This is a genomic window from Bacillus sp. AFS002410, assembly GCF_002556365.1.
Lineage (GTDB): Bacteria > Bacillota > Bacilli > Bacillales > Bacillaceae_G > Gottfriedia.
This window is the reverse complement of sequence record NZ_NUEU01000096.1, coordinates 1-17,126: the sequence shown is the minus strand read 5'-3', so window position 1 is coordinate 17,126 and position 17,126 is coordinate 1. Positions and strand designations below refer to the sequence as shown.

Below are 17,126 nucleotides of genomic sequence, written 5' to 3'. Positions count from 1 at the left end.
CGCTTGACCTAAACTTAGGTTTAGGTTGTAATCTCTAACTTGTAAGTAATTAATAATAAATCGGAGGAAGAAAAAATGACTAAATTTGCGTTTGTAACAGGTGCTAATAAAGGGATTGGATTAGAAGTAGTTCGACAATTAGCTGAAAAAGAATATCATGTATTTTTAGGAGCTAGAAATGAAGAATTTGGAAATAAAGCTGTTCAGTCTTTAGGATTATCAAATGTAACATTTATACAAGTTGATGTAACTGATACTCAATCAATCAAAGATTCTTTTAATCAAATTGCTGATGTGACTGATCATTTAGATCTATTAATAAATAATGCTGGGGTTGCACCAGATTTTCATATTTTGCCAAGTGAAATAAAAATTGAAACATTACGTCAGGCATTTGAAGTGAATTTCTTTGGAACGTTCCAAATGATTCAAACTTTTTTACCGCTGGTTAAAAAATCAAAAGGCGGAAAAATTATTAATGTAACGACAGATATGGCATCGCAAACATTATTTGATCGTGGAGAAACTGCGTCAATCAATATTTTGGGATATAATTCCTCAAAAACGGCTAACAATTCATTAACGCTTACTTTTGGTAAAGAATTTGGAAGTAATGGACCTGAAATTTTTGGTGTGACACCTGGATTTACTACGACTGATCTAAATGGAAATACACCTGGAGGTAAATCAACAGCTGAAGGTGCTAAAATTATTACTGACTTTGCACTAAGTAATACAAATTATAATGGTAAAATTTTAAATGCAAATGGAATTATGGCTTGGTAATTAAAGGGTGAGACTTTATGAATTATACAATTGGTCAAGTAGCAAAGCTGAATAACCTTACTATTTCTCAATTAAGATACTATGATAATCAAGGATTATTACCCTTTCTGAAAAGGACAGAAAGCGGAGATCGAATTTTCGATGAGGATGCGCTTAAATTTATCGAAATGATTTTGTGTCTTAAAAATACTGGGATGCCAATCAAAAGAATCAAGGAATTTGTTGATTGGTCGATGATTGGGGAGGAAACATTACAAAAACGGTTAGAGCTCATGAAACAGCAGGAAAGTAATGTTTTAGATCAATTAAAGGAAACGGAAGAAAATTTGAAGAAAATTCAGCTGAAGATTGCAAAGTATGAATTTGAGCTTAAAAATAATAACTAGCAAAAGAGCCTTAGCCCTAAAATTATAGGACTAGGGCTCTTTAATTTGTAGTAGATTATATTTAATTGTTCATGCGATAATAAATTTGAAAAATTAAAGTAAAATTAGAAGGGCTGTTTAGTTAATTGGTTTCAATCATTCTTGCATTATTCATTTTTATCATCACTCTTATTTTAGTCATCTGGCAACCGAAAAATATTTCAATTGGTTGGATCGCATCTGGTGGAGCAGTCTTATCTTTATTGTTAGGATTAGTTGATTTTCATGATGTTTTTATCGTAACAAGTATTGTTTGGAATGCAACATTTGCATTAATAGCTGTTATTATTATTTCATTAATACTAGATGAAATTGGCTTTTTTGAATGGGCTGCACTACACATGGTAAGTGCTGCGAACGGAAACGGTGTAAAGATGTTCGTTTACATAAATGTTCTTGGCGCATTTGTTACCGCATTTTTTACGAATGATGGCGGAGCGCTAATTCTTACTCCAATTATACTAGCTATGGTCCGTAGCTTGAAATTGGATGAAAAGATGATCTTTCCATTTATTATTGCTAGTGGCTTTATATCAGATACAACATCCATACCTTTTATAGTTAGTAATTTAGTGAATATTATCACCGCAGATTATTTTAAAATTGGTTTTTTAGAATATACGAGTAAAATGATCATTCCAAATATCTTTTCTCTAGTTTCCAGTATATTGGTTTTATATTTTTATTTTAGAAAGGTAATTCCGACAAACTATGATCTTGGGAATTTGAAGCTTCCAAAGGATGCAATAAAAGATAAAAAAATGTTTTATATTTCTTGGTTAGTACTTTTATTGTTATTAGCAGGTTATTTTATCGGTGAATTACTACATGTTCCTGTTTCATTTATCGCAGGACTTGCGGCTATGATCTTTTTATTTTTGGGGAAAAGAAGTAAAGCTGTTAATACGAAAAAAGTTTTAAAGGAAGCGCCATGGACAATTGTAGTGTTTTCAATTGGTATGTATATAGTTGTTTATACATTGAAGAATGTTGGTTTAACAGATATTTTAGGCCAAATCATTCATTCCGTTGCTCATCAGGGCTTATTAATGGCAACGTTAGGAATGGGATTTATCTCTGCTATTCTATCGGCTATTATGAATAATCTTCCTACAGTCATGATTGCTTCACTTGCAATTGAAAATACACACATAACAGGATTAATAAAAGAGGGACTTATTTATGCTAATGTAATCGGATCAGACTTAGGTCCGAAAATGACGCCGATCGGATCATTAGCAACACTATTGTGGCTACATGTACTATCGCAAAAAGGTATTAAAATTTCTTATAAAACATATTTAAAGATTGGAATTATTATAACGATCCCAGTATTATTGGTTACGTTATTAGGTCTTTATATTAGCCTAAGGATACACTAACTTGAGACAACTTTATTAGTTGTCTTTTTATTATTTTGAATGTCAGTTGTCTCTATAAATAGTTAATATTTATGTAAACGATTACCAAAAATAAACTAGAAAAAATGAAGAATTACAAGTAATCGTTTACATCGAAAGTACCAAAAAACACCAATTGACGAGTGATTTTTATCATGGTAAAGTTGGTCTTACGTTTAAAAACGAACGTCAAACCACGGCCTTAGGTCTTGGTTTTTTTATATGAAAAATTGCGAAAGGAGAAAACAAAATGAAAAAAGTCATTTTATCTTTAGTAGTTGGATGTGGATTTTCTATTTTAATGACAGGGTACGAAACGAATATGTCAGAAGTTAATAAAAAGGTCTCTACGTTTCATCAAACTGAGGTACAAACCGTGTTAACTAACATGGTAGCAGTTGATCAATCAAATGAGATCGTTTGGAATCATGCACGCTAAATAGTCGTGAATTTTCCATTGAGCCGGTCTTTTCGTTTAAAAACGAACGTTAAACCACGGCCATAGGTCATGGTTTTTTATATGAAAAAAATTTGAGAGGAGAAAGCAAAATGAAAAAATTAATTTTAACACTAGTAGTAGGATGTGGATTTTCTATTTTACTAACGGGGTACGAAAAAAACAAATCAGAAGTGAATAAAGAAATCTCAATGTTTAATCAAACTGAGGTACAAAACATGTTAGTAAACATGGTAACAGTTGATCAATCAAAAGAAATCGTTTGGAATCAAACACGCTAATTAGTGGAGAATCCAAGAGTTCTGGTCTTACGTTTAAAAACGAAAACGTCAAACCACGGCCATAGGTCATGGTTTTTTTATTTGAATAAATCTGAGAGGAGAAAGCAAAATGAAAAAAGTAATTTTATCTTTAGTAGTAGGATGTGGATTTTCTATTTTACTGACAGGGTACGAAACGAATATGTCAGAAGTGAATAATAAGGTCTCAACATTTCATCAAGCTGAGGTACAAAACGTATTAACTAACACTTCAGTAACTAGTAAGTCACAACAAATCTTTTGGAATCGATAGTACGGGATTAATTAAAACAGGGAATTAGCTTCTAGGAAAAGATGTAAGAAAGCCTAATGTTTTTTGAGCTATTATCATTTTTAATGAAAATTTATAAAAAAGTCTCTTTACAAAACTAGCCTGAAGTTATATATTTACATTTAAATTCTATATTTTTCTAATTCATAACCGTAATTGCTTAATCTTAAAAAGAGCGGGGGAACCATTTCTTTATTGGGGTGAATCCTTTTTTGTAAAGGTAGGGGTATTCTTTAATCCCGAATCCGACAGCTAACCTCGTAAGCATTTAAAGAAGGGGGTTTATTTAGTATTGTTTGTAAACACTAAGTAAAGCTTAGTGTTTTTTTGTGTGTAAAAATGGATATATCGGCAGCGAAAAAGAGTCTAAAAGAGTAGGTTTGCTCGACTTAAGCTCGCCAAACAACAGGTTTTCTTTAAGAAAAGGGGAGAAATTCATGCAGCATCCGTCCGATTATATAGAACTTGGACTATTTATTTTAGCGGTTTTTGGTATTTATTATTCAGTTGCTAATTTCAACAGTGTAAAGAGAGTATTTATAGGTAGACCAATGAGAACTGCAGAGATTCATGCTCAGCATAATAAATTGATTTGGTTTATTGCGTTACCGATTCTTGCAGCAGATTTGTATTCATCTGTTTCGTATGGACCTGAAGCGGGAATGACCGAGTTAATGGGTTTAGGGGCGAAAGCACACTGGTATATCATACCGATTACAATCGCGACAGTTTTATTATTGGGACTATTAATTCTTTCATATATTATGGGGATCTTAGCGTATCCTAGTGGTGGTGGAGCATATGCGATTGCAAAAGATAATTTTAAACCTCGATGGGTTTCGTTAATCGCATCAAGTTCATTACTTGTTGATTATATTTTAACGGTTGCCGTTTCAGTATCCGCGGCACTTGAAGCAGTGTCATCTGCATATCCAGCCGTTGCACCGTATGAAACAGTTTTAGCTATTTTTTGTGTATTTTTATTATTAGTTGTTAACCTTCGTGGTGTTGCGGAATCTGCAAGAATTTTTGCTTGGCCAACATTTGGCTTTATGATTTGTATGTTACTCTTAATTTTTACTGGATTCTTTGATGAATTCCAACATGGTTTTATACAGCATCATACGCCTACATTTGGTACAGTACCACATGGATTAAGTATATTACTTGTATTAAAAGCATTTAGTTCTGCATGTTCTGCTTTAACGGGAATTGAAACGATTTCAAATGCAGTACCAGTTTTTAGAGAGCCGCGACAAAAAAATGCTATAAAAACATATATAGCTTTAGGCGTACTAACTTCGATCACACTTTTAGGTTTTGCATATCATCTATATGTAAACGGAATATCACCAAATCCAAATGATACAATGTTATCTCAATTAATCAAAGTTTATTTCGGTCATGGAATTCTTTATCAAGTAATTATATGGTTTACATTTATCATTTTAATTTTAGCAGCAAATTCTACATTTACAGGATTTTCTCAGTTAGCAGCTATTGTTGCAGCTGATGGATTTTTACCTAGAGGATTTACAAACCGTGGAGATCGTTTAGGCTATTCTAATGGTATTATTGCACTTGCTGCAGCAGCAAGTATTTTAATCATCGCATTCCAAGCTCATACAAATGCATTGATTCCATTGTATGCAATTGGCGTATTTTTATCTTTTACAATCGCTCAATTAGGCTTAACAAGGAGATGGAGACGAGTAAAAGGGCCGCAATGGCAAGTTAAACTAACTATAAATATAATCGGATTAATCGTAACATCTGTTGTTACTGTTATATTTGCTGTTACAAAATTTGTTGATGGTGCTTGGGTTGTTTTAGTTGTTATTCCAACAATTATTTTCTTCTCAATAGCGATTTATAAACACTATCAAAATGTGGCTAGCGAATTACGAATCGATTTGAGTACTTTTAAACCAGAAGCAAATAAAGTTGTAACTATCGTATTAGTTTCAGGTACTCATCGAGTTGTTCATAATACATTATCATTTGCAAAAGGTATTTCAACGGAACCAATCGCAGTTTATGTAGGTTTTGATGATGAATCGGTCGAGAGAATGGAAGAAAAGTGGGAAGAGTGGGGGAATCCATGCCGCTTAGTAGTTCTAAAAAACCAATATCGTTCAGTATTGGCACCTCTTTCAAGATTCATTAAATTAATAGAAGGAAACGAACCAGATAGTCACGTTCAAATTGTCATACCGCAATTTATTCCTAAAAAATGGTGGCATAATCTTCTACACAATCAAACAGCACTATTACTTCGATTATGGCTGATAAGACAGAAGGATGTAGTTATTACAACAGTTCCTTATCATTTGAGAAAATAGAGTTTTGAATATCAATAGATAAAGCAATTATGGAAGTAAGAAAAGAGTCCCTTTGTGGGCTCTTTTCTTAGTTTTGAATACTCATGAACCTCTGATGAGTTAAAAAAATTCATATATCATCTAACTTAATAACTGATGAACCCCATTTTGTGTTGAAAAAATCAAATTACCTTTCTTTAATTAACTCATGAACCCCTTATGAGTTAAAAAAAATCAAATTAGGACTCAGTTCTTAACTCATGAATCTTTATGAGTATGCAATTTTCATATTCGCAGTATTTACGATCACGTGAACTTTCCATGAGTATCTTCAATTTATTTTTCAATATCCAGGATTATTTAAAAGGTAATCAAAAAATTAAAATTTTCTACAATAAATGGTAAAAGAAGCAAAAAAAAAATCATAATATTCTTAGATTTACATTAAAAAAATAGAATTTTATGTCTTTTTTATAACCATAAATTTATATAAACTGATGTTATTATGAATATTTCCCCAATTTTTTATTCGTCATTAATAGACAAAAAATGACGTAATTAATTATACAATCGTTAAATGAAACGTTTTTTTCTTCAAAAAACAACCATCCGACAAAATTCTTCAAGTAGAAAACCAATGGAAATTTGATTTGAATCATTATTAAATGGAATATTCCCCCAATTTACAAAATTCGCGCTATTAATAATAATTATAAATACATAAGTAACATGTAATGAAAACTCGCAGTATTTAATGAAATTTAAATTGTGCTTAGTAGCAATTAAATTAAAAATACAGTTGTTCTATTACACTAGCATATGTAATAAAAGGCATGGAGGGAAAAAAATGGGGAAAAAATCATCCAACAGTAAACTCGTAAAAAGTTTAACTGTAGCTGCACTTTCATCTAGTTTTATTTTTGGTTCAATCGGTCATTTAAATCTTACAAAAGCTGCTAGTTTTTCAAAGGTAGAAGATATACTAGCAAACTTAACTCCACAACAAAGAGCTGCACTTAATCAACTTTCAACGAATGAAGATATAGGTCTTCACATTTCACCTAATATTGATCAAAACTCAACTAAACAAGCATCAGTCATTGTACAGTTTGCAAATCAACCTGTAAAAGTTGCTCGACTTCAAGCAAATCTTGAGGGGCAAACATTAACGACAAATGAAGCATCAAACTTGATTGATCAAGATCATGAAACATTTAATCAAGATGCTGGACAAATATTAGTTGATGAAAATAATAAAAAAGTAGACTACAAGGTTAATCGCTCATATAAAAATGCGTTTAACGGCGTTGCTATGAGTCTACCTGCAAATCAAATAAAAAATCTATTAAAATCAAAAGCAGTTAAAAATGTTTGGAGTAATGAAACTTTTTCAATTGAACCAACAGCTGAAGATAATAATCAATTAAAAGCTGATGAATCAAAAGTAGGAAACTATACTCCTTATGATGGTTTAGATCGTTTACATGCAGAAGGATTTACTGGTAAAGGAATAAAAGTAGGAATTTTAGATACTGGGATTGATTATAATCATCCAGATTTAAAAGATGCATATAAAGGTGGCTATGATTTCGTAAATAATGATAATGATCCAATGGAAACAACGTATGCGGATTGGAAAAAATCAAAACAACCTGAGCTTAACAATGGAAGTGCATATTATACAGAACATGGTACACACGTAGCTGGAATAATTGGTGGTCGTGGTAAAGCAGATAGTGAATATAAAATGGTTGGTGCTGCACCAGAAGCGGATATTTATTCTTACCGTGTTCTTGGACCTTATGGTAGTGGAACTACAGATGCAATCATAGCTGGAATCGATCGAGCGGTGAAGGATGGCATGGATGTAATCAATATGTCATTAGGGAACACACTAAATGATCCTTTGTATGCTACTTCAGTTGCCGTTAACAATGCGGTTTTAAGTGGTGTAACGACTGTTGTTGCGGCCGGAAATAGTGGAGATCAAAGTTATACACTAGGTTCACCTGCAGCATCTGCTTTAGCTTTAACAGTTGGAGCATCATCGATTTCGCTTGATGTGTATCGCTACGCTGGAGTGCAAAATGGCGTAAACTACAATATTCAACAGTTAGCAAAAAATTACAGTGATGATCTTACTCAACTAAAAGGAAAAACATATCAATTAGTCGATGTAGGGCTGGCTGGAACTGCATCTGATTTTACTGGTAAAGATTTAAATGGAAAAATTGCGTTCATTAAACGCGGCACATATGCATTACTTGATAAAATCAAAAATGCAAAGACTAGAGGTGCAGTCGGAGTACTTATGTATAACGATGAAGCAAACCAAGCTGAAGGCCCAATTCAATCATTCTTAGGTGAACAGATTGATGCAATACCTGCATTCTCAGTTTCAAACAGTGAAGGAAATACAATCCTAGCTGCAATTAAAGCAGGAAATACAAACTTCACATTTGGAAATTATTCGATCATGAAGACGGCTAGTGACGAATTGGCTCCGTTTAGTTCAAGAGGACCATCTCGAGTTAATTATGATATTAAACCAGAAGTAACTGCACCAGGTGTTTCAATCATGTCATCTGTTCCGTTTTACGTAACCAATAAAACTGCAGATGGGACTCATGCTGAAGACTATAAATATGCATACGAACGTCTTTCTGGTACATCAATGGCTACTCCTTTTGTAACTGGAGTATCTGCATTATTATTACAATCAAATAAAGATTTACAACCTGCTGATGTTAAATCAATTTTAATGAATACAGCCGATCCATTATCAAAAAATTACAGTGTATATGAAATCGGAAGTGGACGAGTTGATGCTTATGAAGCTATTCATTCGAATGTTGAATTTGAAGTAAATGATCAAACTCCTACAATAAATCAAAAAGGTAAAATAAAAGAAGTAAAAGAATTAACAGGAGGAATGAGCTTCGGTTCATACGGATTCGATGATCAAGATATAGCGGATGAACGAACTGTTACATTAAAAAATCGTAGTGAAAAAGCAAAAACATTTAATGTGAATGTTAAATTCCAAACAGGTTTAAGAGGGTCTAAGGATGCAGCAGTAAATGGTGTAACACTAACTGGACCAACATCAGTGAAATTAAGTGGAATTAGTTTAAAAAATATAAAGTTTAATTTAAACATTCCGAAGACAGCTGAAAAAGGAACATATGAGGGCTACATCGTCTTTACAAATACTACTGATTCAACAGAAACTTACCAAATCCCATTTGGTGGAAGGGTTGTTAATGAAGGTTTTGATTCTCTAAATATAAGTAATCCAATGTATTCTGGAGATACTGCGGTTGGAACTTTAGCTGCACCTGCTATGTCATATAGTTTCTCATTAAAATCACATATGAGATATTTAGACGTAGTAATTCAAGATGCAACAACTGGTGAAGATCTCGGATTACTAGCATCATTTGATGGTCGCGTATTAAATGAAAACACTGTTTACGGTGTTTCAACAGGATTCAATAAAGCGTATTATCCATTTACTGGTGACCCGAAAAATCCAATTAGTAATTCTCTTACTATTGCTAAAACGGGACATTATAAATTAAGAATGATCGGAACTAATGATTTTGGGAAAACATTCTCTAAATCAGCAGATTTCATCTATGAATTAGGTGCTCCAAAAATGACTACATCATTTGATTCATTAGATCAAAACGTTATTGAATACAAGGATAGTCAATTTGATACAAATGGACAATTTTTGTATGATTTTAACATTAACTTGAATGACCCTGAGACAGATGAAGCAAACAAAGTGGGGATGCCTTTTGATCAGTCAAGTAATAAAGTTGCATACCAATATGATGCAATAAATAACGCGTATCTTTCAAATCCAATAAATACAGATAAAAACGGTAATTACTCTGACAAAATTATAGTTAAAAAGCAGTCAAGTCCGTTAGAAGTTCATTTTTATGGGATGGATGCGGCAAGAAACTTTACATCAGATTTAACAGGGATGTTAAGATTATCATTTGTACCTGATAATTATCCGTATTACTACTTAAAGGCAAATAAGAAAGAAGCTTCAACTGGGGATACAATCAATTATTCAGTTCGCTCAAATAATATGAAAAACTTAAAAACAGCTAAAATTAATGTTCGAGTAATGATGTTAGATAACAAAGACCTAGCTTCTGTTTCAAATATTGTTGTAAGTGATGCAGTTAAGCAATACGGTGATGCAAATGTTTCGGTTTCATCTACGACTGACGGTGTATCTTATCATAATTATGAAATCACTTTTAACTATTTAGGAAATAAAACTTTACCTGAAGATCTGCAACTAATAAATTTTGATTTAGTAACGGCAAAACGTTATTCACAAAATTTCCCTTTAAATGCATATAAAATGCTTTATGGTGGAACGACGATTGATCAATCAAATACGGTAACAAACAATGTTTATACTTATGTGGAAGCAAAGAACTTAAAACAAACTACTTCTAGATTAGAAGGAACAATGAGTTTAGAAGGAACAATTAATCCAACTAACAACCAAACAAATTGGGCAATAGACCAAACAAAGATTGGTGCAAATGTTACTGCAACTTCTTACGATGGAAAAGTTACTGATGCTTATTTTGTAAACAAAAATGGTAGCTACACTATTGAAGGTTTAACACCAGATACGAAACCATATACAGTAAAAGTTGATGTACCAGGTCATTTTACGATGTATAAGGATATAGTGATGTCGGATAACGTTCGAGGAGAAGTTATTGGTAAGAGATTAAACTTTAGCTTATCTCAAGCGAAAGCTGGAGACACAAATAAGGATAATGTAATCGATATTTTAGATGCATTAAATGTACAAACATATTGGAACTCAAACAAAGCAAGCGCTGATTTTAACTTTGATGGTGTTGTAAATAAAAAGGATATGGACTACATTGTTAAAAACTATGGTTTACAAAATAGTACTGTTCCAAATCCACCAAAAGCTAAAACAGCATATAAAGGTGTAACACTTGATGATGTTTTAACTCAATTAGGTTTAAAATAATTCTTAGAAAGAGAGTGCCCCAAAGTATAACTTGTTGGGGCAACTCTCTTTTTATCATAATTTAGATGGAGAGTATGATAAAAGTTTGAGATGTGTAGAGGGTGCTAATAAGAAAAAAGAACTGGGTTTAAAAATTGAAGTGCAAATGAAAATTGGGAATCTGCAAATAAAAATGTGAAAGGTGCAAATAAAAAAAACAGAAACTGCTAGGACTATCTATTCATTTTTAAGTACATATTAAAGTTTATTTATCTAAAGATTGAAAATATTTTAAAAATTCCCCCAACCAAAAAAATATATTTTTCTTCAAAAAACTACAAAATAAATTTCCGAAAGACTTACAAAGAGTAAGAAAGATTAACAATTAATTAGATTAATCGACAATTATTTTAAAAATAACATTAGAATTCTGGTCTATGAATCAACCTAAATTTCTCAATTTTCCCCAATTTACTCCAATCTCTTTATTTTCAATAATAGAATTAACATAGGTAGTTTGTAAGTGAAGGATGCTGTATTTAGTGGGATCGAAAACTCTGAATTGTAAAGTATCTTTAATCTTGGACAGATACGTATGTATTAAAGAGACGCATGGAGGGTAAAAATGGGGAATAAGTCATACAATAATAAATTTGTAAAAGGTTTATCTGTAGTTGCTTTATCATCTAGTTTTATTATAGGTTCTTTAGGACATATGAATCTAACAAAGGCTGCAGGAACTTCTAGTGTTGAGGATCTACTTGCAAATTTAACTCCTCAACAAAGAGCTGCATTAAATCAACTTTCAACTAATGAAGAAACAGGACTTCAAATTTCTTCAGACATTGATCAAAATTCGACTAAACAAACTTCGGTCATCGTACAGTTTGCTAATCAACCGGCGAAGGTTGCTCAAATTGAAGCAAGCGTTCAAGGGCAAACATTAACTGAAACTGAAGCAACACAATTAGTTGATGGAGATCATACAACTTTTAATAAAGATGTTGGAGAAATTTTAGTTGATGATAAAAATAAAGAAGTAGATTATAAAATTAATCGTTCATATAAAACTGTATTTAACGGCGTTGCTATAAGCCTACCCGCTAACCAAATTAAAAATCTATTAAAATCAAAAGCTGTTAAAACAGTATGGAGCAATGAGTCAATTTCAATTGATCCACCAGCAGAAGACGCGGACCAATTAAAAGCTGACGAATCAAATGTAGGGAATTACGCTCCATATGACGGCTTAGATCGATTACATGCAGAAGGGTTTACAGGAAAAGGAATTAAAGTAGGAATCTTAGATACGGGAATTGATTATCATCATCCAGATTTAAAGGATGCCTTTAAAGGCGGATACGACTTTGTCGATAATGATAGCGATCCGATGGAAACGACTTATGCAGATTGGAAAAAATCGGGTAAAGCAGAGTTAAGTGGTAGTGAATCATACTATACAGAACATGGTACACATGTTGCAGGTATTATTGGTGGCCGTGGTAAAAATGATAGTGAATTTAAAACAGTTGGAGCAGCACCAGAGGCTGATATTTATTCTTATAGGGTTCTTGGACCATATGGCGTAGGATCGACTGAAGACATAATTGCAGGTATTGAACGTGCAGTGAGAGATGGTATGGATGTAATAAATATGTCACTTGGTGCTACATATAATAATCCACTTTATGCCACTTCTGTAGCAGTAAACAATGCAGTACTGAGCGGCGTAACGACTGTAATTGCAGCTGGTAATACAGGAGATCAATTGTATACGCTAGGTGCACCTGGAGCCGCGGCATTACCACTAACAGTTGGTGCATCATCCATAGCACTTGATCTTTATCAATATACTGGAGTTCAAAATGATGTTAATTATTCTTTAAGACAATTAGCAAGAAATTATACTGATGATGTAACTTTGCTAAAAGGAAAAACATATCAGCTAGTTGATGTTGGACTAGCTAGAACAGCAGCTGATTTCAACGGAAAAGATTTAAATGGAAAAATCGCTTTCATCAAACGAGGAACGAATGCATTAATCGATAAAATTAAAAATGCAAAAACTAGAGGTGCTGTCGGCGTTATCATGTACAACGATGAAGCTAATAAAGCTGAAGGAGATATTCAAGCATTCTTAGGGGAGTCTGTTGATGCAGTTCCGTCATTTTCAGTAACAAATGCTGAGGGAACAGCAATTTTAGCTGCAATAAAAGCTGGGAAAAATAATTTTACATTTGGTGATTATACAAAATTACAAACAGCTGGAGATGAGTTAGCTACATTTAGCTCTAGAGGTCCATCTCGTGTAAACTATGATATTAAACCTGAAGTAACTGCACCAGGTGTATCAATTTTATCAACAGTTCCATTTTATGTTAATAATAAAACAGGAGATGGGACAAAAACAGACGATTATAAATATGCATATGCAAGATTATCAGGTACATCAATGGCAACGCCTTATGTAGCTGGTGTAGCAGCGTTATTATTACAGGCAAATAAAGGATTACAACCTGAAGATGTAAAATCAATTTTAATGAATACAGCAGATCCTTTATCAAAGAACTATAGTGTATTTGAAGTTGGAAGCGGAAGAGTAGATGCGTACGAAGCAATTCACTCAAATGTAGAATTAGAGGTAAATGACAAAACACCTACACTGAATGATAAAGGAAAACAAAAGACGATCAAGGAATTAACAGGGGGCATGAGCTTCGGTTCATACAGTTTTAATGATCAAGATGTTGCTGATGATCGTACGGTTACATTGAAAAATCGAAGTGAAAAAGCAAAAACATTTACTGTAAATGTTAACTTCCAAACTGGTTTAAGGGGCTCATTAGATGCCGCAAAAAATAATGTAACGTTAACTGGTCCAACTTCAGTTAAATTAAACGGAATTAGTTCAAAAAATATTAAATTTAATTTAAACATTCCGAAGACAGCTGAGAAAGGAACTTACGAAGGATATATTGTCTTTACCAATACGGCAGATCCAACGGAAACATACCAAATTCCTTTCGGTGGAAGAGTCGTTAATGAAGGAATAGATTCATTTACGATTACAAATCCGATGTTTTCAGGTGATGTTACTTGGCCAGATTTTGCAGTTCCTTATATGGGATATAGTTTTACATTAAAATCGCATATGAAGTATGTAGATGTAGTAATTCAAGATGCAACAACTGGGGAAGATTTAGGAATGCTTGGTTCATTTGATGGTTTCCAGTTTGATGAAAATAGAATTTATACAAACTCAGCTGGATTTCAAGGAGCTTATTATGCATTTACAGGTGACCCGAAAAATCCCATCAGTAATTTTATTACTCTAGCAAAAACAGGGCACTACAAATTAAGATTGATTGGAACAAATGATCAAGGAAAAACATTTGTCAAAACAACAGATTTTATGTATGAAAAGGCTGCACCAATTATGACATCAAGTTTTGATTCATTAGATCAAAAGGTAATTGAATATAACGATAGCCAATTCGATTCAAAAGGACAGTTTTTATATAACTTTAATATTAATTTAAATGATCCTGAGATAGATGAAGCAAAACAATATGGTATTCCAGTAGATCAATCTAAAAATAGTATTGTAAGCTTCTATGATAGTCCGTTTCCATATGACCCAATTAATACGGACAAAGACGGAAATTACAAAGACAAAATACTAGTTCAAAAAAGAACGACTCCATTAAAAGTTCAATTTTATGGAATGGATGCAGCTAGCAACTTCACATCAGATGCTACAGCAATGTTAAGGGTTTCTTTTGTAGCTAATAACTATCCTTACTATTATTTAAAAGCAAATAAACAGACTGCTTCAACAGGAGATACAATCAATTATTCACTTCGTTCGAATAATATTAAAAACTTAAAAACAACAAAAATCAATATTCCAGTCATGATGGTAGATGGAAAGGATCTAGCTACTATAAAAAATGTTGTTGTAAGTGATGCAGTTAAACAATACGGTGATGCAAATGTGACAGTTTCATCTACAACTGATGGAAAAACAAAGACAACTTATACAATTACATTCAACTATTTAGGAGACAAAGTTTTACCACAAGATTTACAATTAGTTAATTTCGATTTAGTTTCAGGTAATCGTTATTGGCAAAACTTCCCTGTAAACTGGTTTGATATGGAGTTTACTGGAACGACAATTGACCAATCAAATGTTGTAAATAATAAAGTCTATACTTACATGGAAGCACTAAATTTAAAACAAACTTATTCAAGATTAGAAGGTGCAATGAAATTAGAAGGTACAATAAATCCAGCAACTAACCAAACAAATACTGCAATCAATCAACAAAATATCGGTGCAAAAGTAACGGTTACTTCTTATGATGGGAATGTTATAGATGGTTACTTTGTAAACAAAACAGGTAGCTATGCTGTAGAAGGTATTAAACCTGATTCAAAACCATATAAAGTAACAGTTGATGTACCTGGTCATTTCACAATGAATAAATCTTTAGTATTGTCAGATGAAATTCGAGGAGAGCAGCTAGGTAAAAGACTAGGGTTTAACTTAGCAACGGCAGCAGCTGGTGATACAAATAAAGATAATGTGATCGATATTTTAGATGCAATAAATGTACAGACCTACTGGAACACAAACAAAGCTTCTGCTGATTTTAACTTTGATGGCGTTGTAAATAAAAAGGATATGGATTATGTAGTTAAAAACTTTGGTTTACAAAATGCTACTGTTCCGAATCCGCCAAAAGCGAAAACGGCATATAAAGGAGTAACACTTGACGATGTTTTAACTCAGTTAGGTATAAAATAAAAAAATTAATTATTTATTAAGATGTAATTAAAAAAATTATAAACGTATTAGTGAGCTATCATTCTTTTTTTATTAAAAGTTTGATAGCTTTTTTTTTGTTAAAATTAGGAATTTTCCGACTTTTTAAACTTTTGTAATTTTTTTAATGAAAAACCTCAAATTCCCCCAAGTTTTAAATTGTCAAAAGTTTCTAATTTTACATAAAATTCGATGTTTTTTTGGTGTTTTTGGCTAAATATCTACAATATATGTCAAATAGTTACATTTTTTCTATTTAAACACAAAAAAAAATGAAGTATAAATCGCTAAATTTCCCCAATACAAGACAAGCAAAACATAGAGTAATATTTAAGTAATTTAAGTGTTTAGAAAAATTTTAATACTTAAATTATCAGAATTTGGGCAAAAACTTGGAATTTAGTATTTATTTTTACTGGGGGGGAAATTATGAAAGAGAGAAAAATGTCTAGTAAGAGTAAGAGGCCAACGAAAAAGATTATGTCGATCTTTGCGTTGAGTTCAATGTTTTTAAACGTTGTAATACCTCATAGTTATGCAAGTGGAAACACTGCTGAGACAAAAATTAATCAGCAAACATCATCAAGTAATTCTTTTAGTGCTAGTGAAGTAAACCGTATTCTTGACGGACTTACTGCTGAACAAAAAGAAAATATTAATAAACTTACTGGGGCTGATGATGCAGAGAAAATCCACGTAGATAAAAAAGATTTAATCGGTACAAAAAAAGTTAATGTAATTGTTCAATTTAAACAAGATCCAGCTAAAATACAAATTATTAAGCAATCATTAGCTAAAGGTGGAGCAACTGCAAATAGTCAAGCTTTTGATAGCGAGTATACAGATGCTAAAAATAAAGTTAACGATTCACATGCAAATTTTAAGAGCTTTTTAAATACACAACCTAAAACTACAATTGTTGGCGGGAAAACTGTTAATACGGGAATCAGTATTACTCGAGAATTTACAGATGCATTTAATGGGGTTGCTTTAACATTACCAGCGAATTTAGTGCAAAAGCTTGCAGAAAGTCCTGATGTTGCGTCTGTTTGGCCTGAAGTAGAATATTCTTTACCAGATGAAGGGAAATCCCAAAATACAGCAACTAGTAAATCTGTTGGCAAACCAACATCAGCGCTTACTTATTTAGGGATTGATAAACTTCAAGCTGATGGTAACACTGGTATCATTAAATCAGGTCCGCGCGCTGGTCAAAAGGTTAAAGTGGGTGTATTAGATACAGGTATTGATTACAACCATCCTGATCTTTATAAAGCAACACATGATGAAAATGGACA

The 17,126-nt window shown here is 32.5% G+C and carries 10 protein-coding genes and 1 riboswitch; all 10 genes read left to right on the top strand.

Annotation, left to right across the window (positions count from 1 at the left end; all coding sequences use genetic code 11):
• The first annotated feature begins 75 nt into the window (after nt 1-75).
• Nucleotides 76-786, top strand: a complete 711-nt coding sequence (locus tag CN692_RS23015) for an SDR family NAD(P)-dependent oxidoreductase (RefSeq protein WP_098121459.1) — start codon at nt 76-78, stop codon at nt 784-786.
• 17 nt (nt 787-803) lie between these two features.
• Nucleotides 804-1,172 carry a MerR family transcriptional regulator gene (locus CN692_RS23010; RefSeq protein ID WP_098121458.1) on the top strand — a complete coding sequence of 123 codons (369 nt, stop codon included), beginning with the start codon at nt 804-806 and terminating at the stop codon, nt 1,170-1,172.
• A gap of 125 nt (nt 1,173-1,297) precedes the next feature.
• Nucleotides 1,298-2,593 carry an arsenic transporter gene (locus tag CN692_RS23005; protein ID WP_098121457.1) on the top strand — a complete coding sequence of 432 codons (1,296 nt, stop codon included), beginning with the start codon at nt 1,298-1,300 and terminating at the stop codon, nt 2,591-2,593.
• Nucleotides 2,594-2,861: 268 nt separating this feature from the next.
• The gene (locus tag CN692_RS23000) at nt 2,862-3,050 is read left to right on the top strand and encodes a hypothetical protein (RefSeq protein WP_098121456.1); all 189 of its coding nucleotides are present in this window, start codon (nt 2,862-2,864) and stop codon (nt 3,048-3,050) included.
• Between the two features lie 110 nt (nt 3,051-3,160).
• A complete protein-coding gene (locus CN692_RS22995; protein ID WP_098121455.1) occupies nt 3,161-3,349 on the top strand; it encodes a hypothetical protein in 189 nt (62 codons plus the stop codon).
• A gap of 109 nt (nt 3,350-3,458) precedes the next feature.
• Nucleotides 3,459-3,641, top strand: coding sequence for a hypothetical protein (locus CN692_RS22990; protein WP_098121454.1), 183 nt, complete (start codon nt 3,459-3,461; stop codon nt 3,639-3,641).
• Between the two features lie 165 nt (nt 3,642-3,806).
• Nucleotides 3,807-3,941, top strand: a riboswitch (cyclic di-AMP (ydaO/yuaA leader).
• Nucleotides 3,942-4,096: 155 nt separating this feature from the next.
• A complete protein-coding gene (locus CN692_RS22985; protein ID WP_098121453.1) occupies nt 4,097-6,001 on the top strand; it encodes an APC family permease in 1,905 nt (634 codons plus the stop codon).
• 826 nt (nt 6,002-6,827) lie between these two features.
• Complete coding sequence (locus tag CN692_RS22980; protein WP_098121452.1) at nt 6,828-11,021, top strand: S8 family serine peptidase; 4,194 nt, start codon at nt 6,828-6,830, stop codon at nt 11,019-11,021.
• Nucleotides 11,022-11,625: 604 nt separating this feature from the next.
• On the top strand, nt 11,626-15,810 hold the full coding sequence (locus CN692_RS27085; RefSeq protein WP_098121451.1) for a S8 family serine peptidase: 4,185 nt from the start codon (nt 11,626-11,628) through the stop codon (nt 15,808-15,810).
• Nucleotides 15,811-16,257: 447 nt separating this feature from the next.
• Nucleotides 16,258-17,126: protease inhibitor I9 family protein (locus CN692_RS22970; RefSeq protein WP_179874528.1), on the top strand; the 869-nt coding region annotated here is incomplete at its 3' end.